At 41.9% G+C, this 22,734-nt stretch carries 17 protein-coding genes; 9 read left to right on the top strand and 8 right to left on the bottom strand.

Features of this window, described 5'->3' with window-relative positions:
- The first annotated feature begins 224 nt into the window (after positions 1–224).
- A complete protein-coding gene (gene ileS / locus ABKJ27_RS06810; protein ID WP_410011573.1) occupies positions 225–3,017 on the top strand; it encodes an isoleucine--tRNA ligase in 2,793 nt (930 codons plus the stop codon).
- A 231-nt stretch (positions 3,018–3,248) separates the two neighbouring features.
- On the opposite strand, the gene ABKJ27_RS06805 is transcribed toward ileS, so the two are convergent.
- Positions 3,249–4,040 (bottom strand): nucleotidyltransferase domain-containing protein, encoded by a 792-nt coding sequence (locus ABKJ27_RS06805; RefSeq protein WP_410011572.1) that lies wholly within the window; start codon positions 4,038–4,040, stop codon positions 3,249–3,251.
- A 206-nt stretch (positions 4,041–4,246) separates the two neighbouring features.
- Between ABKJ27_RS06805 and ABKJ27_RS06800 the strand changes: the two genes are divergently transcribed.
- The 5 genes from ABKJ27_RS06800 to ABKJ27_RS06780 all read left to right on the top strand — a co-directional run bounded on the left by ABKJ27_RS06800 (position 4,247) and on the right by ABKJ27_RS06780 (position 11,473).
- Entirely contained in the window at positions 4,247–4,642 is a 396-nt protein-coding gene (locus ABKJ27_RS06800; RefSeq protein ID WP_410011571.1) for a hypothetical protein, read from the top strand.
- A 132-nt stretch (positions 4,643–4,774) separates the two neighbouring features.
- On the top strand, positions 4,775–5,467 hold the full coding sequence (locus ABKJ27_RS06795) for a phosphoglycerate mutase (protein ID WP_000240129.1): 693 nt from the start codon (positions 4,775–4,777) through the stop codon (positions 5,465–5,467).
- Between the two features lie 52 nt (positions 5,468–5,519).
- On the top strand, positions 5,520–7,931 hold the full coding sequence (locus ABKJ27_RS06790) for a glycoside hydrolase family 95 protein (RefSeq protein ID WP_410011570.1): 2,412 nt from the start codon (positions 5,520–5,522) through the stop codon (positions 7,929–7,931).
- A gap of 130 nt (positions 7,932–8,061) precedes the next feature.
- Complete coding sequence (locus ABKJ27_RS06785; RefSeq protein WP_410011569.1) at positions 8,062–8,763, top strand: ABC transporter ATP-binding protein; 702 nt, start codon at positions 8,062–8,064, stop codon at positions 8,761–8,763.
- Position 8,764: 1 nt separating this feature from the next.
- Positions 8,765–11,473 (top strand): ABC transporter permease, encoded by a 2,709-nt coding sequence (locus ABKJ27_RS06780; RefSeq protein WP_410011568.1) that lies wholly within the window; start codon positions 8,765–8,767, stop codon positions 11,471–11,473.
- A gap of 95 nt (positions 11,474–11,568) precedes the next feature.
- On the opposite strand, the gene tpx is transcribed toward ABKJ27_RS06780, so the two are convergent.
- From tpx to ABKJ27_RS06760, 4 genes are all read right to left on the bottom strand, one after another.
- Positions 11,569–12,060 carry a thiol peroxidase gene (gene tpx, locus ABKJ27_RS06775; RefSeq protein ID WP_410011567.1) on the bottom strand — a complete coding sequence of 164 codons (492 nt, stop codon included), beginning with the start codon at positions 12,058–12,060 and terminating at the stop codon, positions 11,569–11,571.
- 122 nt (positions 12,061–12,182) lie between these two features.
- The gene (psaA, locus tag ABKJ27_RS06770; RefSeq protein WP_000733076.1) at positions 12,183–13,112 is read right to left on the bottom strand and encodes a metal ABC transporter substrate-binding lipoprotein/adhesin PsaA; all 930 of its coding nucleotides are present in this window, start codon (positions 13,110–13,112) and stop codon (positions 12,183–12,185) included.
- Positions 13,113–13,143: 31 nt separating this feature from the next.
- Positions 13,144–13,992 (bottom strand): metal ABC transporter permease, encoded by an 849-nt coding sequence (locus ABKJ27_RS06765; protein WP_000559776.1) that lies wholly within the window; start codon positions 13,990–13,992, stop codon positions 13,144–13,146.
- Positions 13,989–14,711: a metal ABC transporter ATP-binding protein gene (locus tag ABKJ27_RS06760; protein WP_023946180.1), complete on the bottom strand. Its 723-nt coding sequence runs from the start codon at positions 14,709–14,711 to the stop codon at positions 13,989–13,991. Before ABKJ27_RS06760 ends, ABKJ27_RS06765 begins: the two co-directional genes overlap by 4 nt.
- 180 nt (positions 14,712–14,891) lie before the next feature.
- On the opposite strand from ABKJ27_RS06760, the gene pepO reads away from it, so the two are divergent.
- Positions 14,892–16,784 (top strand): endopeptidase PepO, encoded by a 1,893-nt coding sequence (pepO, locus tag ABKJ27_RS06755; protein WP_410011566.1) that lies wholly within the window; start codon positions 14,892–14,894, stop codon positions 16,782–16,784.
- A 128-nt stretch (positions 16,785–16,912) separates the two neighbouring features.
- On the opposite strand, the gene ABKJ27_RS06750 is transcribed toward pepO, so the two are convergent.
- Both ABKJ27_RS06750 and ABKJ27_RS06745 read right to left on the bottom strand, forming a co-directional pair.
- The gene (locus ABKJ27_RS06750) at positions 16,913–17,542 is read right to left on the bottom strand and encodes an MBL fold metallo-hydrolase (protein WP_261034804.1); all 630 of its coding nucleotides are present in this window, start codon (positions 17,540–17,542) and stop codon (positions 16,913–16,915) included.
- Between the two features lie 255 nt (positions 17,543–17,797).
- Complete coding sequence (locus ABKJ27_RS06745) at positions 17,798–19,243, bottom strand: N-acetylmuramoyl-L-alanine amidase (RefSeq protein WP_410011565.1); 1,446 nt, start codon at positions 19,241–19,243, stop codon at positions 17,798–17,800.
- A 327-nt stretch (positions 19,244–19,570) separates the two neighbouring features.
- Between ABKJ27_RS06745 and ABKJ27_RS06740 the strand changes: the two genes are divergently transcribed.
- Both ABKJ27_RS06740 and dtd read left to right on the top strand, forming a co-directional pair.
- Entirely contained in the window at positions 19,571–21,793 is a 2,223-nt protein-coding gene (locus ABKJ27_RS06740) for a RelA/SpoT family protein (RefSeq protein WP_410011564.1), read from the top strand.
- A 29-nt stretch (positions 21,794–21,822) separates the two neighbouring features.
- Complete coding sequence (gene dtd, locus ABKJ27_RS06735; RefSeq protein WP_084950932.1) at positions 21,823–22,266, top strand: D-aminoacyl-tRNA deacylase; 444 nt, start codon at positions 21,823–21,825, stop codon at positions 22,264–22,266.
- Positions 22,267–22,304: 38 nt separating this feature from the next.
- On the opposite strand, the gene ABKJ27_RS06730 is transcribed toward dtd, so the two are convergent.
- Complete coding sequence (locus tag ABKJ27_RS06730; protein ID WP_261446760.1) at positions 22,305–22,718, bottom strand: hypothetical protein; 414 nt, start codon at positions 22,716–22,718, stop codon at positions 22,305–22,307.
- Positions 22,719–22,734: the final 16 nt, after the last annotated feature.

Here is a 22,734-nt window from a genome sequence, read left to right as displayed (position 1 = left end):
CTTATATTTCCAGCGAGCAGGAGATGGTGTGAGTCCTGTAATCCCTATTGATAAGATTATCCTCTCAAACAATCAAGTCTGAATGGAGTAAGATTTGACGTTCCCCACGTTACGGGATAAGAGGAAAAAAGCTGAGTCTTTTTTCGAATAAAGGTGGTACCACGATTTTCGTCCTTTTTGGAAGTCGTGGTTTTTAATTTGTTATTATTTATAAAGGAGATACCATGAAACTCAAAGATACCCTTAATCTTGGGAAAACAACTTTCCCAATGCGTGCAGGCCTTCCGACCAAAGAGCCAGTTTGGCAAAAGGAATGGGAAGATGCAAAACTTTATCAACGTCGTCAAGAATTGAACCAAGGAAAACCTCATTTTACCTTACATGATGGCCCTCCATACGCTAACGGAAATATCCACGTTGGACATGCTATGAACAAGATTTCAAAAGATATCATTGTTCGCTCAAAATCTATGTCAGGTTTTTACGCACCATTTATCCCGGGTTGGGACACTCATGGTCTGCCAATCGAGCAAGTTTTGGCAAAACAAGGTGTCAAACGTAAAGAAATGGACTTGGTTGAGTACTTGAAACTTTGCCGTGAATACGCTCTTTCTCAAGTAGATAAACAACGTGAAGACTTTAAACGTTTGGGTGTTTCTGGTGACTGGGAAAATCCATATGTGACTTTGACTCCTGATTATGAAGCAGCCCAAATCCGTGTATTTGGTGAGATGGCTAATAAAGGTTATATCTACCGTGGTGCAAAACCAGTTTACTGGTCTTGGTCATCTGAGTCAGCCCTTGCTGAAGCAGAGATTGAATACCATGACTTGGTTTCAACTTCCCTTTACTATGCCAATAAGGTAAAAGATGGCAAAGGTGTTCTAGATACAGATACTTATATCGTTGTTTGGACAACTACTCCATTTACTATCACAGCTTCTCGTGGTTTGACTGTTGGTGAGGATATTGATTACGTTTTGGTTCAACCTGCTGGTGAAACTCGTAAGTTTGTGGTTGCTGCAGAATTATTGACTAGCTTGTCTGAGAAGTTTGGTTGGGCTGATGTTCAAGTGTTGGCAACTTACCGTGGTCAAGAATTGAATCATATCGTAACAGAACACCCATGGGATACAGCTGTAGATGAATTGGTTATCCTTGGAGACCACGTTACAACTGACTCTGGTACTGGTATTGTCCATACAGCCCCTGGTTTTGGTGAGGACGACTACAATGTTGGTATTGCTAATGATCTTGAAGTCGCAGTCACTGTTGACGAACGTGGTATCATGATGAAGAATGCTGGTCCTGAGTTTGAAGGTCAATTCTATGAAAAGGTAGTTCCAACTGTTATTGAAAAACTTGGTAACCTCCTTCTTGCCCAAGAAGAAATCTCTCACTCATACCCATTTGACTGGCGTACGAAGAAACCAATCATCTGGCGTGCAGTTCCACAATGGTTTGCCTCAGTTTCTAAATTCCGCCAAGAAATCTTGGACGAAATTGAAAAAGTGAAATTCCACTCAGAATGGGGTAAAGTCCGTCTTTACAATATGATTCGTGACCGTGGTGACTGGGTTATCTCTCGTCAACGTGCTTGGGGTGTTCCACTTCCTATCTTCTACGCTGAAGATGGTACAGCGATCATGACAGCTGAAACTATTGAACACGTGGCTCAACTCTTTGAGGAACATGGTTCAAGCATTTGGTGGGAACGTGATGCCAAAGACCTCTTACCAGAAGGATTTACTCATCCAGGTTCACCAAATGGTGAGTTCAAAAAAGAAACAGATATCATGGACGTTTGGTTTGACTCAGGTTCATCATGGAATGGAGTGGTAGTAAACCGTCCTGAGTTGACTTACCCAGCAGACCTTTACCTAGAAGGTTCTGACCAGTACCGTGGTTGGTTCAACTCTTCACTCATCACATCTGTTGCCAACCATGGCGTAGCACCTTACAAACAAATCTTGTCACAAGGTTTTGCCCTTGACGGTAAAGGTGAGAAGATGTCTAAATCTCTTGGAAATACCATTGCTCCAAGCGATGTTGAAAAACAATTTGGTGCGGAAATCTTGCGTCTCTGGGTAACAAGTGTAGACTCAAGCAACGATGTACGTATCTCTATGGATATCTTGAGCCAAGTCTCTGAAACTTACCGTAAAATCCGTAACACCCTTCGATTCTTGATTGCTAACACATCTGACTTTAACCCAGCTCAAGACGCAGTAGCTTACGATGAACTTCGCTCAGTTGATAAGTACATGACGATTCGCTTTAACCAGCTTGTCAAGACCATTCGTGATGCCTATGCTAACTTTGAATTCTTGACAATCTACAAGGCCTTGGTGAACTTTATCAACGTTGATTTGTCAGCCTTCTACCTTGATTTTGCTAAAGATGTTGTTTACATCGAAGGTGCCAAATCATTGGAACGTCGTCAAATGCAGACTGTCTTCTATGACATTCTTGTCAAAATCACAAAACTCTTGACACCTATCCTTCCTCACACTGCGGAAGAAATCTGGTCATATCTTGAGTTTGAAGCTGAAGACTTCGTTCAATTGTCAGAATTGCCAGAAGCGGAAACTTTTGCTAATCAAGAAGAAGTCTTGGATACATGGGCAGCCTTTATGGACTTCCGTGGACAAGCTCAAAAAGCCTTGGAAGAAGCTCGTAATGCAAAAGTAATCGGTAAATCACTTGAAGCACACTTGACAGTTTATCCAAACGAAGTTGTGAAAACTCTACTCGAAGCAGTAAACAGCAATGTAGCTCAACTTTTAATCGTGTCAGACTTGACTATCGCAGAAGGACCAGCTCCAGAAGCTGCTGTTAGCTTCGAAGATGTAGCCTTCACTGTTGAACGCGCTACAGGCCAAGTATGTGACCGTTGCCGTCGTATTGACCCAACAACAGCAGAACGTAGCTACCACGCAGTCATCTGTGACCACTGTGCAAGCATCGTAGAAGAAAACTTTGCGGATGCAGTCGCAGAAGGATTTGAAGAAAAATAAGGCTGAAAAGTCTAGAGAAAACACAATTTGAGAAGAAAAGACAACTAATTTTATAGTCTATTAAACGCATTGTATCACGTTTTTGAACACCTGATACGATGCGTTTTTATCATGTTTGTACCTTTTTATCCTGCTCTTATTTCAATCAATTCTACATTGCTATATATTATGGAAATTTAAAAAGCTCATGGATCATCTGAAAAGCAGATTTCATGAGCTTTTATTGTAATTTTAAATAGATTCATTAATCAAGTGTTTGAGATTTAATAGGAGCTGCTCTAAAGTTAGGACTGTTTTCTCATACTGATCTAGCTGGTAGAGATTTTGAAAATAGTCTTGGATATTGTCTTCAAAATGTTGAGGTAGATGAGAGCAATTATTTTTTGCGTACTGGAGCATGCGTTTTTCTCCTGGATGGAGCTGCTCATTGAAGGCGAAGAGCAAATCGAAATAAGAGGCGAAAAACTCACTAGTGCGGTGATTGATGCTGAGTAAATCTTGGCGTTTGAGGGCCTTTTTGATTTGTCTTGAAAAAGCTGGCATAGCTTGGTCGAGGAGAAGGAACTGCTTGTTTATGATATTCTTTTTCAGTTCAGCTGGATAAGGAAGATTGTACTTTTTCTGAAGGGCAGCATAGTGACCATCTCGATCGTAGATAATCTTACTGTTGAGCAGATTGTACCACATACAAGTGGTGTAAGAATTCTGGGCTTGGTGCTCTAAAACTACGGCTTGTAAATCTTTGTCAAATTCGTCCAGAGAGCGGTAAATCAGCTCAATCTCGATACCATTATTGAGAACACAATCGTCTTCCAATTCCCAAAATTGATTACCGATTTCCCTATAGGAGCAGTATTTACTGAGAATTTCTTTTCGTATGTCTGGCGAGAGAGGAGCACTGAGGTAGACATATACATCATAATCAGAGTCTTTGTCAAAATGTTGTCCGGCCCGTGAACCTCCTAGAGCTAGAGCCTCTACTTGCTCTAGTTGAGCCAATTCTTTAAAGAGATGTTGTGGCATAATGTTAACCTTCTTTATTTTTTGACATCATTCTAACAAAAAGTAAGGAGACTAGCAAGGGGGAAATGGAAATTTCTTTTCACATATTTGCTTAATTTTATTTCATATTATGCAAGTTTTTATTTTATAATTCCAGAAAATGCTTTTTTTTTTTTTTAGCAAATATGATACAATCTTACTTGAAAAAATAAAAAAGGAGATTTGTTATGAAATCAAAAGCTTTAGCACTTTATAGTGGTATTGTTGGTTTAGTAGGTGGACTCTACTTGCTTATTGCCCCGTTTCTTTTACTAGCAGCAGTTGTGAGTACAGCTGCCACAGCAACAGCTACACAGAGTCCTGAATTAACTGCATCTACAACAGTTGCAGGAGTTGCAGGAGTTTTACTTCCAACCGTTTTAAAAATTGCTATTTTGGTTTTAGGAATTGTTGCGATTGTATACTATAAGGGAGAAAGTCGTGTTGGTTCGGCTCCTTCTGTCCTATTAATCGTAGGTGGAGCAGTTGGATTGATTCCAGCCCTTGGTTGGGTAGGAGGAATCCTAGCAATTATCGGTGGTTCACTATTTTTAGGAAGTCTCAAAAAATTCAAAGTTGAATGATAAAAAATAAGGAAAAGGATTGCCAAACAGTCCTTTCCTTTTTGGTTTTGACTAGCTTTTTTGTGAAAAATTGTGTAAAATAGAATAGATAAACGAGGGGAACCTCGGAAAATTTAAAGGAGAATCCATCTAATGGTAAAATTGGTTTTTGCTCGCCACGGTGAGTCTGAATGGAACAAAGCTAACCTTTTCACTGGTTGGGCTGATGTTGATTTGTCTGAAAAAGGTACACAACAAGCGATTGATGCTGGTAAATTGATCAAAGAAGCTGGTATCGAATTTGACCAAGCTTACACTTCAGTATTGAAACGTGCGATTAAAACAACTAACTTGGCTCTTGAAGCTTCTGACCAATTGTGGGTTCCAGTTGAAAAATCATGGCGTTTGAACGAACGTCACTACGGTGGTTTGACTGGTAAAAACAAAGCTGAAGCTGCTGAACAATTTGGTGATGAGCAAGTTCACATCTGGCGTCGTTCATACGATGTATTGCCTCCAAACATGGATCGTGATGATGAGCACTCAGCTCACACAGACCGTCGTTACGCTTCACTTGACGACTCAGTTATTCCAGATGCTGAAAACTTGAAAGTGACTTTGGAACGTGCCCTTCCTTTCTGGGAAGATAAAATCGCTCCAGCTCTTAAAGATGGTAAAAACGTATTCGTAGGAGCTCACGGAAACTCAATCCGTGCCCTTGTAAAACACATCAAAGGTTTGTCAGATGACGAAATCATGGACGTAGAAATCCCTAACTTCCCACCATTGGTATTCGAATTTGACGAAAAATTGAACGTAGTTTCTGAATACTACCTTGGAAAATAAAAAATTATAAGTCTAGAATTGATTTCTAGGCTTTTTATGTTAGTATGGTAGTATGATAAGGAATAAAAAACAAGATTATGTACTGGCCTACAAGCAACCAGCGTCAATAACATATAAGGGTTGGGAAGAAGAGGCCTTACCGATAGGCAATGGTTCTTTAGGGGCAAAAGTATTTGGGCTTATTGGAGCTGAGCGGATTCAATTCAATGAAAAGAGCCTTTGGTCTGGTGGACCTCAACCAGATAGTTCCGATTATCAGGGTGGAAATCTTCAGGATCAGCATAACTTTTTATCTGAGATTCGGCAGGCTTTGGAAAATAGAGACTACAATACTGCTAAGGAACTGGCTGAACAGTACCTAGTCGGGCCTAAAACGAGTCAATATGGGACCTATCTGTCCTTTGGAGATATTTTCATTGAGTTCAGCCAGCAAGGCACGACTTTGTCTCAGGTGACGGACTATCAGAGACAGCTGAATATCAGTAAGGCACTTGCGACGACTTCTTATGCCTATAAGGGAACGCGATTTGAACGTGAAGCTTTTGCGAGTTTTCCAGATAATCTCTTGGTTCAGCGCTTTACTAAGGAAGGGTCGGAAACTCTAGATTTTACTATAGAACTGTCGCTAAGTCGTGATTTGGCTTCTGATGAAAAGTATGAACAGGAAAAATCTGATTACAAAGAGTGCCAGCTAGATATCACTGCTTCTCATATCTTGATGAAGGGATGGGTTAAGGACAATGACCTGCAGTTTGCTAGCTGTTTAGCTTGGGAAACGGATGGAGATATTAGAGTCTGGTCAGATAAGATTCAGATATCAGGAGCCAGTTATGCCAATCTCTTCTTGGCGGCTAAGACGGATTTTGCCCAAAATCCTGCTAGTAATTATCGCAAGAAAATAGATTTAGAGCAACAGGTAAGAGACTTGGTGGAGACAGTTAAAGAAAAGGGCTATGCCCAATTGAAATCAAGGCATATTGAGGACTACCAAGCCTTATTTCAGCGTGTTCAATTGGATTTGGGAGCTGATGTTGACACATCCACTACAGATGAGTTGTTAAAAAATTATAAGCCACAAGCAGGGCAGGCTTTGGAGGAGCTCTTCTTCCAGTATGGACGGTATTTATTGATTAGTTCTTCCAGAGATTGTCCAGATGCTCTACCAGCTAACTTGCAAGGGGTCTGGAATGCGGTCGATAATCCTCCTTGGAATTCGGACTATCACCTGAATATCAATCTGCAGATGAATTATTGGCCAGCCTATGTTACCAATCTCCTAGAGACAGCCTTTCCGATCATCAACTATGTAGATGATTTACGTAGCTATGGTCGTCTAGCAGCTGCAAGGTATGCAGGAATCGTCTCTCAAGAAGGGGAGGAGAATGGTTGGTTGGTTCATACTCAAGCGACTCCCTTTGGTTGGACGGCACCTGGTTGGGATTACTATTGGGGGTGGTCACCAGCTGCCAATGCGTGGATGATGCAAACTGTTTATGAAGCCTATTTATTTTACAGGGACCAAGACTATCTCAGGGAGAAAATTTATCCCATGTTGAAGGAAACGGTTCGTTTTTGGAATGATTTTTTACATGAGGATCAGCAGGCTCAACGTTGGGTATCTTCTCCGTCTTACTCACCGGAACATGGTCCGATTTCGATTGGCAATACGTATGACCAATCTCTGATTTGGCAGTTATTTCATGATTTTATTCAGGCTGCTCAGGAATTGGGGCTGGATGAGGACTTGTTGACTGAGGTTAAGGAGAAGTTTGATCTGCTTAATCCTCTTCAAATCACTCAATCTGGTCGAATCAGGGAGTGGTATGAAGAGGAAGAGCAGCATTTTCAAAATGAGAAAGTGGAGGCTCAGCATCGGCACGCTTCCCATCTAGTGGGACTCTATCCTGGAAATCTTTTTAGCTATAAGGGACAAGAGTATCTTGAAGCGGCGCGTGCTAGCCTCAATGATCGTGGAGATGGCGGAACAGGTTGGTCCAAGGCTAATAAAATTAATCTCTGGGCGCGTCTAGGAGATGGCAATCGAGCTCATAAATTATTAGCAGAGCAGTTAAAGTCATCCACTCTGCCAAATCTTTGGTGTAGCCATCCTCCTTTTCAGATAGATGGTAATTTTGGTGCTACGAGTGGCATAGCAGAAATGTTGCTCCAGTCTCATACAGCTTCTCTGGTGCCCCTAGCTGCCCTACCTGATGCATGGTCAAGGGGTTCTGTTTCAGGCTTAGTGGCACGTGGACATTTTGAAGTTAGTATGCGGTGGGAGGATAAAAAACTCTTACAGATGACCATTTTATCAAGAAGCGGGGGAGATTTGCGAGTCTCTTATCCAGGTATTGAGAAGAGTGTGATTGAAATGAATCAAGAAAAAGCAAAAGTGAAATACATGGGGAAAGATTGTATTTCGGTGGCAACAGCAGAAGGTGATCTTGTTCAATTTTATTTTTAAGAAGATAATAGAAGGCAGTAATTTGAAACTGCCTTTTAATAAGGATTTGAGAATGTAAGCAGTTTCCAACTAGTTGAAAAAGCGTTATAATGGTAGTAGGAAGTAATTTGTTTGAGAGAGGATGGGTCTTATGGCTTATATTGAGATGAGACACTGTTACAAGCGTTATCAGGTTGGGGACACGGAGATTGTGGCCAATCGCGATGTGAATTTTGAAATCGAAAAGGGTGAATTGGTGATTATTCTAGGTGCATCTGGTGCAGGTAAGTCAACAGTTCTTAACCTTCTTGGGGGAATGGATACCAATGATGAGGGGGAGATTTGGATTGATGGTGTCAATATTGCAGACTATAGTTCCCACCAGAGAACCAATTACCGCAGAAATGATGTTGGTTTTGTTTTTCAGTTTTATAATCTAGTGTCCAATCTGACAGCTAAGGAAAATGTGGAGTTGGCCTCAGAAATCGTGACAGATGCCTTGGATCCTGAGCAGGTCTTGACAGATGTAGGTCTGGATCATCGTCTCAACAACTTTCCTGCCCAGCTTTCTGGAGGGGAGCAACAGCGAGTCTCCATTGCACGCGCGGTAGCCAAAAATCCTAAAATTCTCCTTTGTGACGAACCGACTGGAGCCTTGGATTATCAGACGGGTAAGCAAGTCTTGAAGATTCTCCAAGATATGTCTCTTCAAAAGGGAGCGACGGTGATTATCGTGACCCATAATAGCGCACTAGCTCCTATTGCTGATCGCGTGATTCATATGCACGATGCCAGTGTCAAGGATGTGGTGATGAACCAGCAACCTCAGGATATCGACAGTTTGGAGTACTAGCATGATCAAGCGAAAAACCTATTGGAAGGACTTAATTCAGTCCTTCACAGGATCCAAGGGGCGTTTTTTATCCATCTTGACCTTGATGATGTTAGGGTCTCTAGCCCTAGTAGGCCTCAAAGTGACTAGCCCCAACATGGAGGCGACAGCTAATGCTTATTTAACAACTGCTCAAACCTTGGATTTGGCAGTTATGTCTAATTATGGTTTGGATCAAACAGATCAAGAAGAACTAGAACAGACGGAGGGCGCAGAGGTTGAGTTTGGCTATTTGACAGATGTGACTATGGAGAATGGGCAGGATGCCATTCGGCTGTACTCCAAACCAGAGCGAATTTCAACCTTTCAGCTAAGAGAGGGACGACTTCCTCAGTCAGACAAGGAAATCGCTTTGGCAAGTCATCTGCAGGGGCAATATAGATTAGGACAGGAGATTAGTTTTAAAGAAAAAGAAGAGGGTCATTCCTCTTTAAAAGATCATACTTATACCATTACTGGTTTTGTGGATTCAGCTGAAATCCTCTCCCAGAGAGATATGGGCTACGCAGGCAGTGGAAGTGGGACTCTGACAGCCTATGGGGTGATTTTACCTAGTCAGTTTGATCAGAAAGTCTACAATATAGCTCGTTTGAAATATCAAGATTTAGCAGGCTTAAATGCTTTCTCAGAAGCTTATGAAGAAAAATCCAAGCAACATCAGGAAGACCTAGAACAAGTTCTGTCAGATAATGGCAAGGCACGTCTGCAACTCTTGAGAAAAGAAGGCCAAGAGTCTCTATACAAAGGCCAAGAGACCCTTGACAAGGCTGAGACTAATTTGCAGGAAGGCAAGCGTCGTTTAGCAGCTGCTCAAGCTCGTTTACAGGCTCAGGAAAGTCAACTAGCCTTTCTCCCTCAAGCCCAGAGAGAGCAGGCCAGTGCTCAACTTACTCAAGCCAAGCAGGAATTGAGCAAGGAAGAGGACAAACTAAAGCAGGCTGAACAAAATCTGGCCCAAGAAAAGGAAAAATTAGAAAAACATCAGCAAGTCTTAGATGATTTGGAGGAGCCTAAGTATCAAGTCTATAATCGGCAGACCATACCAGGTGGTCAGGGCTATCTCATGTATAGCAATGCTTCAGCCAGTATTCGAGCAGTGGGCAATATCTTTCCTGTGGTGCTTTATGCCGTAGCAGCCATGGTGACCTTTACAACCATGACTCGCTTTGTGGATGAAGAGCGAACTCATGCAGGGATTTTTAAAGCCTTGGGCTATCGTAGTAAGGATATTATCGCTAAATTTCTCCTCTACGGACTGGTAGCTGGGACTGTCGGAACAGCTCTTGGTAGCATACTTGGCCATTATATGCTAGCCAGTGTGATTTCAAGTGTCATTACAAAAGGCATGGTGGTGGGAGAAACCCAGATTCACTTCTATTGGAGCTATAGTTTACTAGCTCTTGGTTTGGGTTGGTTGGCGAGTGTGTTACCAGCCTACTTGGTAGCTCGTAGGGAACTTCATGATGAAGCAGCCCAGCTTTTACTGCCTAAACCACCTGTCAAAGGAGCTAAAATCTTACTGGAGCGCATCGGTTTTATCTGGCGTCGTCTCAGTTTTAACCATAAGGTAACAGCCCGAAATATCTTCCTTTATAAGCAGCGTATGTTGATGACGATCTTTGGTGTGGCAGGTTCAGTCGCTCTGCTCTTTGCAGGTTTGGGAATCCAATCCTCTGTAGCAGGAGTTCCGTCTAGACAGTTTCAACAAATCCAACAGTATCAAATGATTGTCTCTGAAAATCTTAGTGCGACCAATCAAGACAAGGCAAATCTAGAAGAAGTGTTGAAAGGTCAGGCTATTCAAGCCTACCAGAAAATTTATTCTAAGACGCTAGACAAGGATTTTAAAGGCAAGGCTGGTCTTCAGACTGTTACTCTTATGATGACAGAGAAGGAGGATTTGACTCCCTTTATCCATCTGCAACATCATCAGCAGGAGCTGACATTAAAAGATGGCGTCGTTATTACAGCTAAACTTGCCCAGCTGGCAGGTGTCAAGGTTGGACAAACTCTAGAAATTGAAGGTAAGGAATTAACGGTTGCTGCTATTACTGAGAACTACGTTGGTCACTTTATTTATATGAGTCAGGCTAGCTATGAGCAAATTTACGGCCAGCTACCCCAAGCCAACACTTATCTGGTTTCGCTAAGGGATACCAGTGCAACTAGTATCGAAAGGCAGGCCGGCTTACTTATGAATCAAGCTGCGGTGTCCAGCGTTGTCCAAAATGCTTCAGCCATTCGACTCTTTGACTCCGTCGCTAGCTCACTCAATCAGACTATGACCATCTTGGTCATCGTATCGGTTCTGTTGGCTATCGTTATCCTTTACAATCTAACCAACATTAACGTAGCTGAGAGAATCCGTGAACTCTCCACTATCAAGGTTCTCGGTTTTCATAATAATGAAGTCACTCTCTACATTTACCGTGAGACGATTGTGCTGTCCCTTGTGGGAATCGTACTTGGTTTGGTATCTGGTTTCTATTTACATCAATTTTTGATTCAAATGATTTCGCCTGCTACTATTCTCTTTTATCCGCAGGTAGGCTGGGAAGTCTATGTAATCCCAGTGGCAGCAGTAAGCATCATTTTGACCTTGCTTGGTTTCTTCGTCAATCATCATCTGAGAAAGGTTGATATGCTTGAAGCCTTGAAATCTGTAGAGTAAGGTAGTTGTTTTTATCTGATTGAACTTATATTTACTCGTAAACAAAAATCCTCCGTTTCAAAGAGAAGGGAACTCTTTGTGACAGAGGATTTTTTCTATAGGGCTTTAGCAGCTGCAATTGCGGCTTCGAAGTTTGGTTCAGAATTGATATTGTCCACGTATTCAACGTAGCGAATAGTATTGTCAGTATCGAGGACAAAGACTGCGCGTGCCAATAGGTGCCACTCATTGATTAAGAGGGCATAATCACGTCCAAAGGACTGGTCGAAATAGTCCGAGAGCATGATGGCATTTTCAATACCTTCAGCACCACACCAACGTTTTTGGGCAAAAGGGAGGTCCATAGAGACAGTCAAGACGACCGTGTTGTCCATCCCAGCCAGTTCTTGGTTAAAACGACGCGTTTGAGTTGAGCAGATACCTGTATCGATAGAAGGCACGACACTCAAGACTTTTTTCTTTCCATCAAAATCAGCCAGAGATTTTTTAGAAAGGTCTGTTGTAGTGAGTGAAAAATCAAGTGCCTTGTCGCCGACTTGTAGTTGTTTACCTGTAAAGCTCACAGGATTTCCGAGAAAAGTTACCATAGGATACTCCAATCTTTTTTCTTCCATTGTAGCTGAAACGGTCAGAATTTTCCAATGATTTGACTGGAAATGTGGGCAGAGAAAAAACGTCAATTCGGAAAAGAATGACGTTTTTCAGAGGCTTATTTTGCCAATCCTTCAGCAATCTTATCAAGGTTGTATTTCATCATGTTGTAGTAGCTGTCGCCTTCTTTACCTTGTTCTGCGATAGAGTCAGTAAAGATTTGTGCGTAGATTGGGATGTTTGTGTCTTGAGAAACAGTTTTCATTGGACGGTCATCCACACTTGATTCTACAAAGAGGGAAGGAGTTTTTGTTTGGCGAAGTTTTTCAACCAAGGTCTTGATTTGGTCAGGTGTTCCTTCTTCTTCAGTGTTGATTTCCCAGATGTAGGCACTTGGGACACCATAGGCTTTAGAGAAGTATTTGAAGCATCCTTCGCTGGTTACGATGAGTTTTTTCTCAGCAGGGATGTTGTTAAATTTCTCTTTAGCTTCTTTATCAAGTTTGTCTAGTTTATCAGTATATTCTTTGAGATTTTTTTCGTAGAATTCCTTGTTGCTAGGGTCTTTCGCGCTCAATTGTTTTGCGATGTTTTTAGCAAAAATCATACCGTTTTCAAGGTTAAGCCAAGCGTGTGGGTCTTCTTTGCCTTTTTCGTTTTGGCCTTCGAGGTAGATAACATCAACGCCTTCGCTGACTGCAAAGTAGTCTTTGTTTTCAGTTTTCTTGGCATTTTCTACCAATTTTGTAAACCAAGCATTGCCACCTGTTTCAAGGTTGATCCCGTTATAGAAAATCAAATCAGCTTGAGATGTTTTCTTAACGTCTTCAGGAAGTGGTTCGTATTCGTGTGGGTCTTGACCAACAGGAACGATACTGTGAAGATCAATCTTGTCACCAGCAATATTTTTAGTAATATCAGCGATGATTGAGTTTGTAGCAACAACTTTTAGTTTTTGACCAGAAGCTGCATCTTTTTTTCCGCTAGCACATGCTACAAGAGCAATGACGGAAAGAAAGAGAACGAGTAATGTACCTAATTTTTTCATTAGATCCTCCAATTTATTGGGGTTTTGCCCCTTATTTTAACAAATGTTTATTTTTCAGTTTCAAATATCGTTGTTTTGGAGCGATAAAGAAGCTAATGAGAAAGAAACTAGCGGCTGTAAGCACGATACTAGAACCTGCTGCAACGTTAAAGCTATAGCCGATAAAGAGCCCCAAAACTGAAGCTGTCGCTCCAAATGTTGAGGAAAGGAAAATCATGCTTTTCAGGCTATTAGCATAGAGATAAGCAGTTGCCGCTGGGGTAATCAGCATGGCTACAATCAGGATAGTTCCGACACTTTGCATGGCTGTCACAGACACGAGAGTTAGGAGTACCATGAGAAGGTAGTGATAGAAATTGACAGGCATTCCCATGGCTTTAGCCAAGAGTTCATCAAAGGATGTTATCAAGAGTTGCTTGAAGAAAATCCAGATCAACAAGAGAATGGCTGCCCCCACACCCATAGTAATAAACATATCCGTATCTTGGACGGCCAGGATATTACCAAAAAGAATATGGAAAAGGTCAGTTGAACTTTTAGCGACACTAATCAAGATGATACCGAGGGCTAAGAAAGAAGAAAAGGTAATGCCGATGGCGGTATCGCTTTTGATAATCGAGTTTCCCTTGATGTAGGTAATGATGATAGCAGCTAGTAGTCCGAAGACAATGGCTCCGATAAAGAAGTCAAGGCCCAAGATAAAGGAGAGGGCTACACCTGGCAAGACAGCATGTGAAATGGCATCTCCCATGAGTGACATCCCTCGTAGGATGATGAAACATCCCACAGCTCCAGCTACGACCCCGATGACAATAGCCGTTATCAAGGCATTTTGTAAGAAATGGAATTTTTGTAATCCATCGATAAATTCTGCAATCATAGGTCACCTCCATTGAAAAATAGTCGATTACCGTAAGCTTCTTTGAGATTGGCTTCGGTAAAGGTTTCTTTGGTTGGACCAAAGGCAATCACTTCTCGATTGACAAGCAAGACTTGATCGAAGTAGTGGGGAACCTTGCTGAGGTCGTGGTGGACGATGAGAACCGTCTTTCCAGCTTTTTTCAGATCTCTCAGCGTATTCATGATGATTTCTTCACTGACTGAGTCAATCCCAACAAAGGGTTCATCCAAGAGGATATAGTCGGCTTCCTGCACCAGACATCTGGCAATCAAGACCCGCTGGAATTGACCTCCAGACAGTTGACTGATTTGCCGTTCAGCATAGTCAGCTAGACCGACAATTTCAAGGGCCTCTTGCACTTTCTTCCAATGTTTAGCTTTTAAACTGTGAAAGAGAGGAATAGAGGGAAATAGTCCTAGCGAGACACATTCCTTGACCTTGATGGGAAAGTTGTAGTCGATATTGATTTTTTGTTCGACATAGGCGATTCGATGTAAGGATTTTTTAACTTCCTTGTCATCGAGAAATGCCTGACCTTGATGTGGGATAATTCCCAGCATCCCTTTTAATAATGTTGATTTCCCAGCACCGTTTGGACCAATGATACCGGTAATTGTTGGTCCTTGGAGCACTAGTGAAATATCCTTAAGTGCCAACGTTTCTTTGTAGGAGACACTGAGGTTTTCGATACGTATCATACAGTTGTATTCCTCCTGTCTCTTAATATACATTAAAAAAAAAATTAAGTCAAGTTAATTTTTGAAAAAATTAAAATAATAACTGAAAAATGATGGAAAAGGAAAGTTCATTTTTAATTGCATTCCCAAGCAATTTTTGTTAAGCTAGCAATAACTTAAAAAAATGAAAGCGAGAACAAGATGACACGTTATCAAGATGATTTTTATGATGCAATCAATGGAGAATGGCAGAAGACAGCTGAAATCCCAGCAGATAAGTCTCAAACAGGTGGTTTTGTTGATTTAGACCAGGAAATTGAAGACTTGATGCTTGCGACAACAGACAAGTGGTTGGCAGGTGAAGAGGTGCCTGAGGATGCTATCTTGGCAAACTTTGTCAAATACCACCGCCTAGTTCGTGATTTTGACAAGAGAGAAGCTGACGGTATCACACCTGTCTTACCACTTCTTAAAGAATTCCAAGAATTGGAGACTTTTGCAGATTTTACAGCTAGACTAGCAGAGTTTGAACTTGCAGGAAAACCGAACTTCCTTCCTTTTGGTGTATCGCCAGACTTTATGGATGCCAGAATCAACGTTTTATGGGCTAGCGCTCCAAGCACGATCCTGCCAGATACGACCTACTATGCTGAAGATCATCCTCAGCGTGAAGAGCTCTTGACTCTTTGGAAAGAAAGCAGCGCAAATCTCCTCAAGGCTTATGATTTCTCTGATGTAGAAATTGAAGACTTGCTAGAGAAAAGACTAGAATTGGACCGTCGAGTTGCAGCAGTGGTTCTTTCTAATGAAGAAAGTTCAGAGTATGCTAAACTCTACCATCCATATGCTTACGAAGATTTCAAGAAATTTGCGCCTGCCCTACCTTTGGATGACTTCTTCCAAGCCGTTCTTGGACAAGTGCCAGACAAGGTTATCGTAGACGAGGAACGTTTCTGGCAAGCAGCAGAGCAATTCTACAGTGAAGAAGCTTGGCCTCTCCTCAAGGCAACCTTAATTTTAAGTGTTGTGAATCTCTCAACCAGCTATTTAACAGAAGAAATCCGTGTCTTGTCAGGTGCCTATAGCCGTGCGCTTTCAGGAGTTCCAGAAGCCAAAGACAAGGTCAAGGCAGCCTACCAGCTAGCACAAGGTCCTTTCAAACAAGCCTTGGGTCTCTGGTATGCCCATGAAAAATTCTCTCCAGAGGCCAAGGCAGATGTAGAGAAAAAAGTGGCAACTATGATTGATGTCTATAAGGAACGTTTGGCTAAAAATGACTGGCTGACTCCAGAAACTCGTGACAAGGCCATCGTTAAACTCAATGTTATCAAACCTTATATCGGTTATCCAGAAGAATTGCCAGAACGCTACAAGGACAAGGTAGTGGATGAAAATGCTAGTCTTTTTGAAAATGCTCTGGCTTTTGCGCGTGTGGAAATCAAACACAGTTGGAGCAAGTGGAACCAGCCTGTAGACTACAAGGAGTGGGGCATGCCTGCTCATATGGTCAATGCCTACTACAATCCACAGAAGAACCTGATTGTCTTCCCAGCAGCTATTTTACAAGCACCTTTCTATGACTTGCATCAGTCATCTTCTGCTAACTACGGTGGTATTGGGGCAGTTATTGCCCATGAAATTTCCCACGCCTTTGATACCAACGGAGCTTCCTTTGATGAAAATGGTAGCCTTAAGGATTGGTGGACAGAGAGTGACTATGCTGCCTTCAAGGAGAAAACACAAAAAGTCATTGACCAATTTGATGGACAAGATTCTTATGGAGCAACCATCAATGGTAAATTGACTGTATCAGAAAACGTAGCTGACTTAGGAGGAATCGCTGCAGCGCTTGAAGCAGCTAAGAGAGAACCAGACTTCTCAGCAGAAGAATTCTTCTACAACTTCGGTCGCATCTGGCGCATGAAAGGTCGTCCAGAATTTATGAAACTTTTGGCTAGCGTCGATGTGCACGCACCAGCCAAACTCCGTGTCAATGTACAAGTACCAAACTTCGATGATTTCTTTACAACCTATGATGTCAAAGAAGGAGACGGTATGTGGCGTTCACCAGAAGACCGCGTGATTATTTGGTAAGGCAAAAAATCTAGTCATCAGAAAAAAGGCATCCAATCAGGTGTGAAAACCTTGACTGGATGCCTTTTGTAATAGAAAGATTTGCTGGATAGTTTACTTGAATTGTGCTATTGATTGTCATCATTTTACTAGAAAAAAGGATTGAAAGTTTTTTCGTGAGCAATAGTAGTAGCTGGACCATGTCCTGGATAGACATCATAGTTTGGTAGGGTGAAGAGTTGGGTCTGGATACTGTGAAGTAGTTGTTCCATACTGCCAGTTGGAAGGTCGGTCCGTCCGATTGTTTCACGGAAAAGAGCATCACCTGTCAAGACTAGGTGAGCATCAGGAAAGACGATAGAAACACCGCCGATAGAGTGACCTGGTGTTGGCAAGACAGTGAAACGAAATTCCTCCAGTTGGTATTCTTCGTGAAAGATAAAGGTGTGTTCAGCCGGTTTTGCGACCACATCTGCCATATCATCGTGGCGAGGGAGACCAGAGAGATTATCGACAGGAGTATAGAGCCAGCTGGCTTCACTCTCTGCGATATAGACAGGAGGATTGTCAAAAGTCTCGCGAACCAAGTCCAGACTCATGATATGGTCATAATGGGCATGGGTCAAGAGAATAGCGCAGATTGGTTTGTTGATCTTCTCTATTGTCTGACGAATAGCTTCCCAATGGCTACCAGGGTCAACCACCATAAGGTGCTTTTCGCCTTCCAAATAATAGGTGTTTTCATAGGCAACAGGATTCACAGTTTTATGGATTTTCATACTAGCTCCAATCTCAAAGAATGTACTAATACTCTTCGAAAATCTCTTCAAACCGCGTCAACTTTATCTGCAACCTCAAAGCGGTGCTTTGAGCAACCTGCGGCTAGTTTCCTAGTTTGCTCTTTGATTTTCATTGAGTATAAATTAAGTATAGCACAGTTAGGAAGAATAAGCTGAAAAGGGAAATAGGTCTAGAAAGAAGAACTAGATTTAGATAAAAAATAAGCCCCGAATGAGTTCGAGGCTTAAGCTGTTTTAATTACCAGCATAATATTTTTGGATTCCCTTGATAATCCCTTCAACTAGTTTATCTTGGTAGTCACTGCTGCGGATTTTTTGGTTTTCTTCTGGATTATCCATATATCCCATCTCTAGCAAAACAGCTGGTTTAGCTGTTTCACGTAGAACAGCAAAGGTTGCTTGCAAGAGCCCAGCATCTCTAGCTCCAGTTTCAGCTAGCAGTGAAGAATGGATATCGGCTGCGAGACGATTACTTTCACTCATCCGTTCAGGATTGTTGTGCCAATCCTTGTTAATCTTGCTAGGGAAACCAGGTTCATCCTTGTAAGAATAGGTCTGGATACCCAGATTAACGGTTGTATCATTCCCTTTTGCATTGAAATGAAGGCTGATGAAAAAGTCAGCATTGGTCTTGTTGACCATACGAGAACGCTCGGTAATAAAATCAACGTCTATATCACTATCTCGAGAGGTGAGAACGGTATAGCCGAGTCCTTCTAGTTGTTTACGTAGCTTACGATAAACTTGCAGGTTTAAATCTTTTTCAGCTATGCCATAGTAATAAGCCCCGCGATCCTTACCACCGTGTCCTGGATCTAGAAAAATAGTTTTAGAGTAATGTCCTTTTTGAAAACCTTGTGCTAATTCACGAACCCATTTTCCATTTCCTTGGAAGAGCTGGTTTTTACCATCCACAGCATAAGTTCCTGTGACATATACACCATCGTCCTTAAGATAGTACCAAGCTTGATAGTCTGGGTCGTAAATCCATTCCTTATGGGCCATGTAGCCACCAGATTTAAGATAGTAGGAACCAATCCATTGTTTTTGGGCGTAGCGTCCGCCAGATTTGAGGTAAAACCAACTAGAGTAGTTTTGGTCGTAGACCCATTCCTTATCTGCCATGGCACCACTGGATTTGAGGTAGTAATCGCCCTTCCAGACATTGGCCAGCATTCTACCGTAGCCATCAAAAGCATACCACTTGCCATTGATTTGGCTCCATTGGTCGGATAAATATTTACCTGAACCATTGATATAGTACCAATTATTTCCCATCTGATACCAGCTGTTTTCAAGCAAGTAGCCATTACTATCAAAGAGATAACCATCATAGAGGGTATCTGTAAATTTTACACCAGTTTGACTATAAAAAGTCCATTTATTCCCTTCTTTTACCCAACCAGTCTGTATAGGTTGATTGGGTTTGGTGTCTGTAGAAAGAGAAGGTTTGCTTTCTTGCTCACTCGAACTAGCTGTACTTGACGAAGTTTCTATACTAGCTTGAGAACTACTAGCAGAAGTATTTGTAGAACTGTTAAGAGAATTACTCGTTGAGCTACTAGTTGAACTAGTGGTAGGGTTAGTAGTAGAATGACTTGTGTCATCAGCCAAAACGACTTGGCTAGATAAGCCAAGAACAGCTAAAGCTAAAAATGTCAGTCTTTTGTGTGCTTTCATGTAATTTGCCTTTCTAGAAAGATGAAAATTCAGTAATTATCGTAAAAAAACTGTTCATATTACCATTATACACTAAAAAAGTTAGAAAATTACCAAAATATCAAACATTTTCTTATTGAAAAAGAGGAATGTATTTTCGTTTCACTAACTTTTATCTTAGCCTATATCAAAAAAGATAGATGAAAATCAGATAATTATATTATTTTTTAGTGTGAATCTTATTTTATTCTCCTTCCCAACAAATTAAATAAGCTTTAGAATCCTCTTTTTCTAGTTTTCATATTCTTAAAAAAGTGATAAAATGGTAGGAAGAATTGGAGAGTAGAGATGCCAAAAGAAGAGAATTTAACAGGCGAAGAAGTTGTCGCTTTAACTAAAGAATATTTAACGGAAGAGGATGTCCATTTTGTCCATAAGGCCTTGGTCTATGCGGTGGAATGCCACAGTGGCCAGTATCGCAAATCAGGCGAGCCTTATATCATTCACCCTATCCAAGTGGCAGGTATTTTAGCCAAACTCAAGCTGGATGCTGTAACGGTAGCTTGTGGTTTCTTGCATGATGTGGTGGAAGATACTGATGCGACCTTGGACGATTTGGAAAGAGAGTTTGGTTCTGATGTGCGCGTGATTGTCGATGGAGTTACCAAGCTCGGTAAGGTCAAGTACAAGTCTCACGAAGAGCAGTTGGCTGAAAACCACCGCAAGATGCTCATGGCCATGTCTGAGGACATCCGTGTTATTTTGGTCAAACTGTCTGACCGCTTGCACAATATGCGGACGCTGAAACATCTTCGAAAAGACAAACAGGAGCGTATTTCTAAAGAAACCATGGAAATATATGCCCCACTTGCCCACCGTTTGGGGATTTCTAGCGTTAAATGGGAATTGGAAGACCTATCTTTCCGTTATCTCAACCCAACGGAGTTTTACAAGATTACCCATATGATGAAGGAAAAGCGCAGAGAGCGTGAAGCCTTGGTGGATGAGGTAGTCACAAAATTAGAAAACTATACGACAGATCGTCATCTAAATGGGAAGATTTACGGTCGTCCCAAGCATATTTACTCGATTTTCCGCAAAATGCAGGATAAGAGAAAACGTTTTGAGGAAATCTATGACCTGATTGCCATTCGTTGTATTTTGGATACCCAAAGTGATGTTTATGCCATGCTTGGTTATGTGCATGAACTTTGGAAACCAATGCCAGGTCGTTTCAAAGACTATATAGCTAACCGCAAGGCCAATGGCTACCAGTCTATCCATACGACTGTTTATGGGCCAAAAGGGCCGATTGAATTCCAGATTCGGACCAAGGAAATGCACGAGGTGGCTGAGTACGGGGTTGCGGCTCACTGGGCCTATAAGAAAGGCATTAAGGGGCAGGTTAACAGCAAGGAATCAGCTATTGGAATGAACTGGATCAAGGAGATGATGGAGCTCCAAGACCAGGCTGATGATGCTAAGGAATTTGTGGATTCAGTTAAGGAAAACTATCTGGCTGAGGAGATTTACGTCTTTACCCCAGATGGAGCTGTCCGTTCCCTTCCGAAAGATTCAGGACCGATTGACTTTGCCTATGAAATCCATACCAAGGTTGGGGAAAAAGCAACTGGAGCCAAGGTCAATGGTCGCATGGTTCCACTGACAACCAAGCTCAAGACAGGGGATCAGGTTGAAATTGTCACCAACCCTAACTCCTTTGGGCCGAGTCGTGACTGGCTCAACATGGTCAAGACCAGCAAAGCCCGTAACAAGATTCGCCAGTTCTTTAAAAACCAAGATAAGGAATTGTCTGTCAATAAGGGTCGTGAAATGTTGATGGCCCAGTTCCAAGAAAATGGCTATGTGGCCAATAAATTCATGGACAAGCGTCATATGGACCGAGTTCTGCAAAAGACCAGCTACAAGACAGAAGAATCCCTCTTTGCGGCCATTGGTTTTGGAGAAATCGGTGCTATTACTGTCTTTAATCGTCTAACTGAGAAGGAACGTCGTGAGGAAGAACGTGCCAAGGCCAAGGCTGAAGCAGAGGAACTTGTCAAAGGTGGCGAGATCAAGGTTGAAAATAAAGAAACCCTCAAGGTCAAGCATGAGGGTGGTGTGGTCATTGAAGGTGCATCAGGCCTCCTAGTGCGGATTGCCAAGTGTTGTAATCCAGTTCCTGGTGATGATATTGTTGGCTATATTACCAAGGGGCGTGGTGTAGCTATTCACCGTGTGGACTGTATGAATCTGCGTGCCCAAGAAAACTACGAGCAACGTCTTCTTGATGTGGAATGGGAAGACCAGTACTCTAGCTCAAATAAGGAGTATATGGCCCATATCGATATTTATGGCCTCAACCGTACAGGACTGTTGAACGATGTGCTACAAGTTCTTTCAAACACAACTAAGAATATCTCAACAGTCAACGCCCAACCAACCAAGGATATGAAGTTTGCTAATATCCATGTATCCTTTGGCATTGCTAACCTCTCGACGCTGACTACGGTCGTGGACAAGATTAAGAGTGTGCCAGAAGTTTACTCTGTTAAACGTACCAATGGCTAATTGTCCTAGCTCTTACTAGAAAGGCTATTATGAAAATCATTATCCAACGGGTTAAAAAAGCCCAAGTCAGTATCGAAGGTCAGTTGCAGGGGAAAATCAATCAGGGGCTTTTATTGCTGGTTGGTGTTGGACCAGAGGACCAAGAGGAAGATTTGGACTATGCTGTGAGAAAGATTGTCAATATGCGGATTTTTTCAGATGCAGAAGGCAAGATGAACCTGTCTGTCAAAGATATTGAGGGAGAAATCCTCTCTATTTCTCAGTTTACTCTCTTTGCGGATACTAAGAAGGGCAATCGTCCAGCCTTCACAGGTGCAGCCAAGCCTGATATGGCATCAGACTTCTATGACGCTTTCAATCAAAAATTAGCGCAGGAAGTGCCCGTTCAGACAGGTATCTTTGGTGCGGACATGCAGGTTGAGCTGGTTAATGATGGACCAGTTACCATTATTCTTGATACTAAAAATAGATAAGAAAGACCAAGCCCGGCCGGCTTGGTTTTTCTCATCTATCATAAAATACTCCAAAATGAAATCTGTTCCTGATAGGCCTTGGGGAAGTCTCTTTTCAAACTTTGGCTTATGTGATAGGAAGGGATGAGGTGTCCTAGGATTAGGAGAGTTCCCTGGAGGAAAAGTGGGATACCACTTAAACATATCAAGGAGAGAATCATCAGGCTATCCCATAGGAGGATTTGTAATGCAAAGCGCCAGAATATCGGTCTAATCTGGGAATAGAGTTGACTAAAGTGGTCACAAAGCTGATTAGACAGATAGGTCAATAGCACAGGATGAAAGAAAATGAGCCAACCGCTATAAATCAAAATCCAATCCCAAGTAAGCCCCTCTTTAAACGTCAAAAATGCCAGCATGATTCCATCAATGACAAGGAGTTGAGTGATTTTGATGAAGATGATTTTTTTCATGCTAAAACCTCCTTTG

It is taken from the genome of Streptococcus sp. KHUD_011 (genome assembly GCF_046352925.1).
Taxonomy (GTDB): domain Bacteria; phylum Bacillota; class Bacilli; order Lactobacillales; family Streptococcaceae; genus Streptococcus.
Note: the sequence above shows the minus strand (reverse complement) of the source record. Positions and strands in the feature narration are given on the sequence as shown.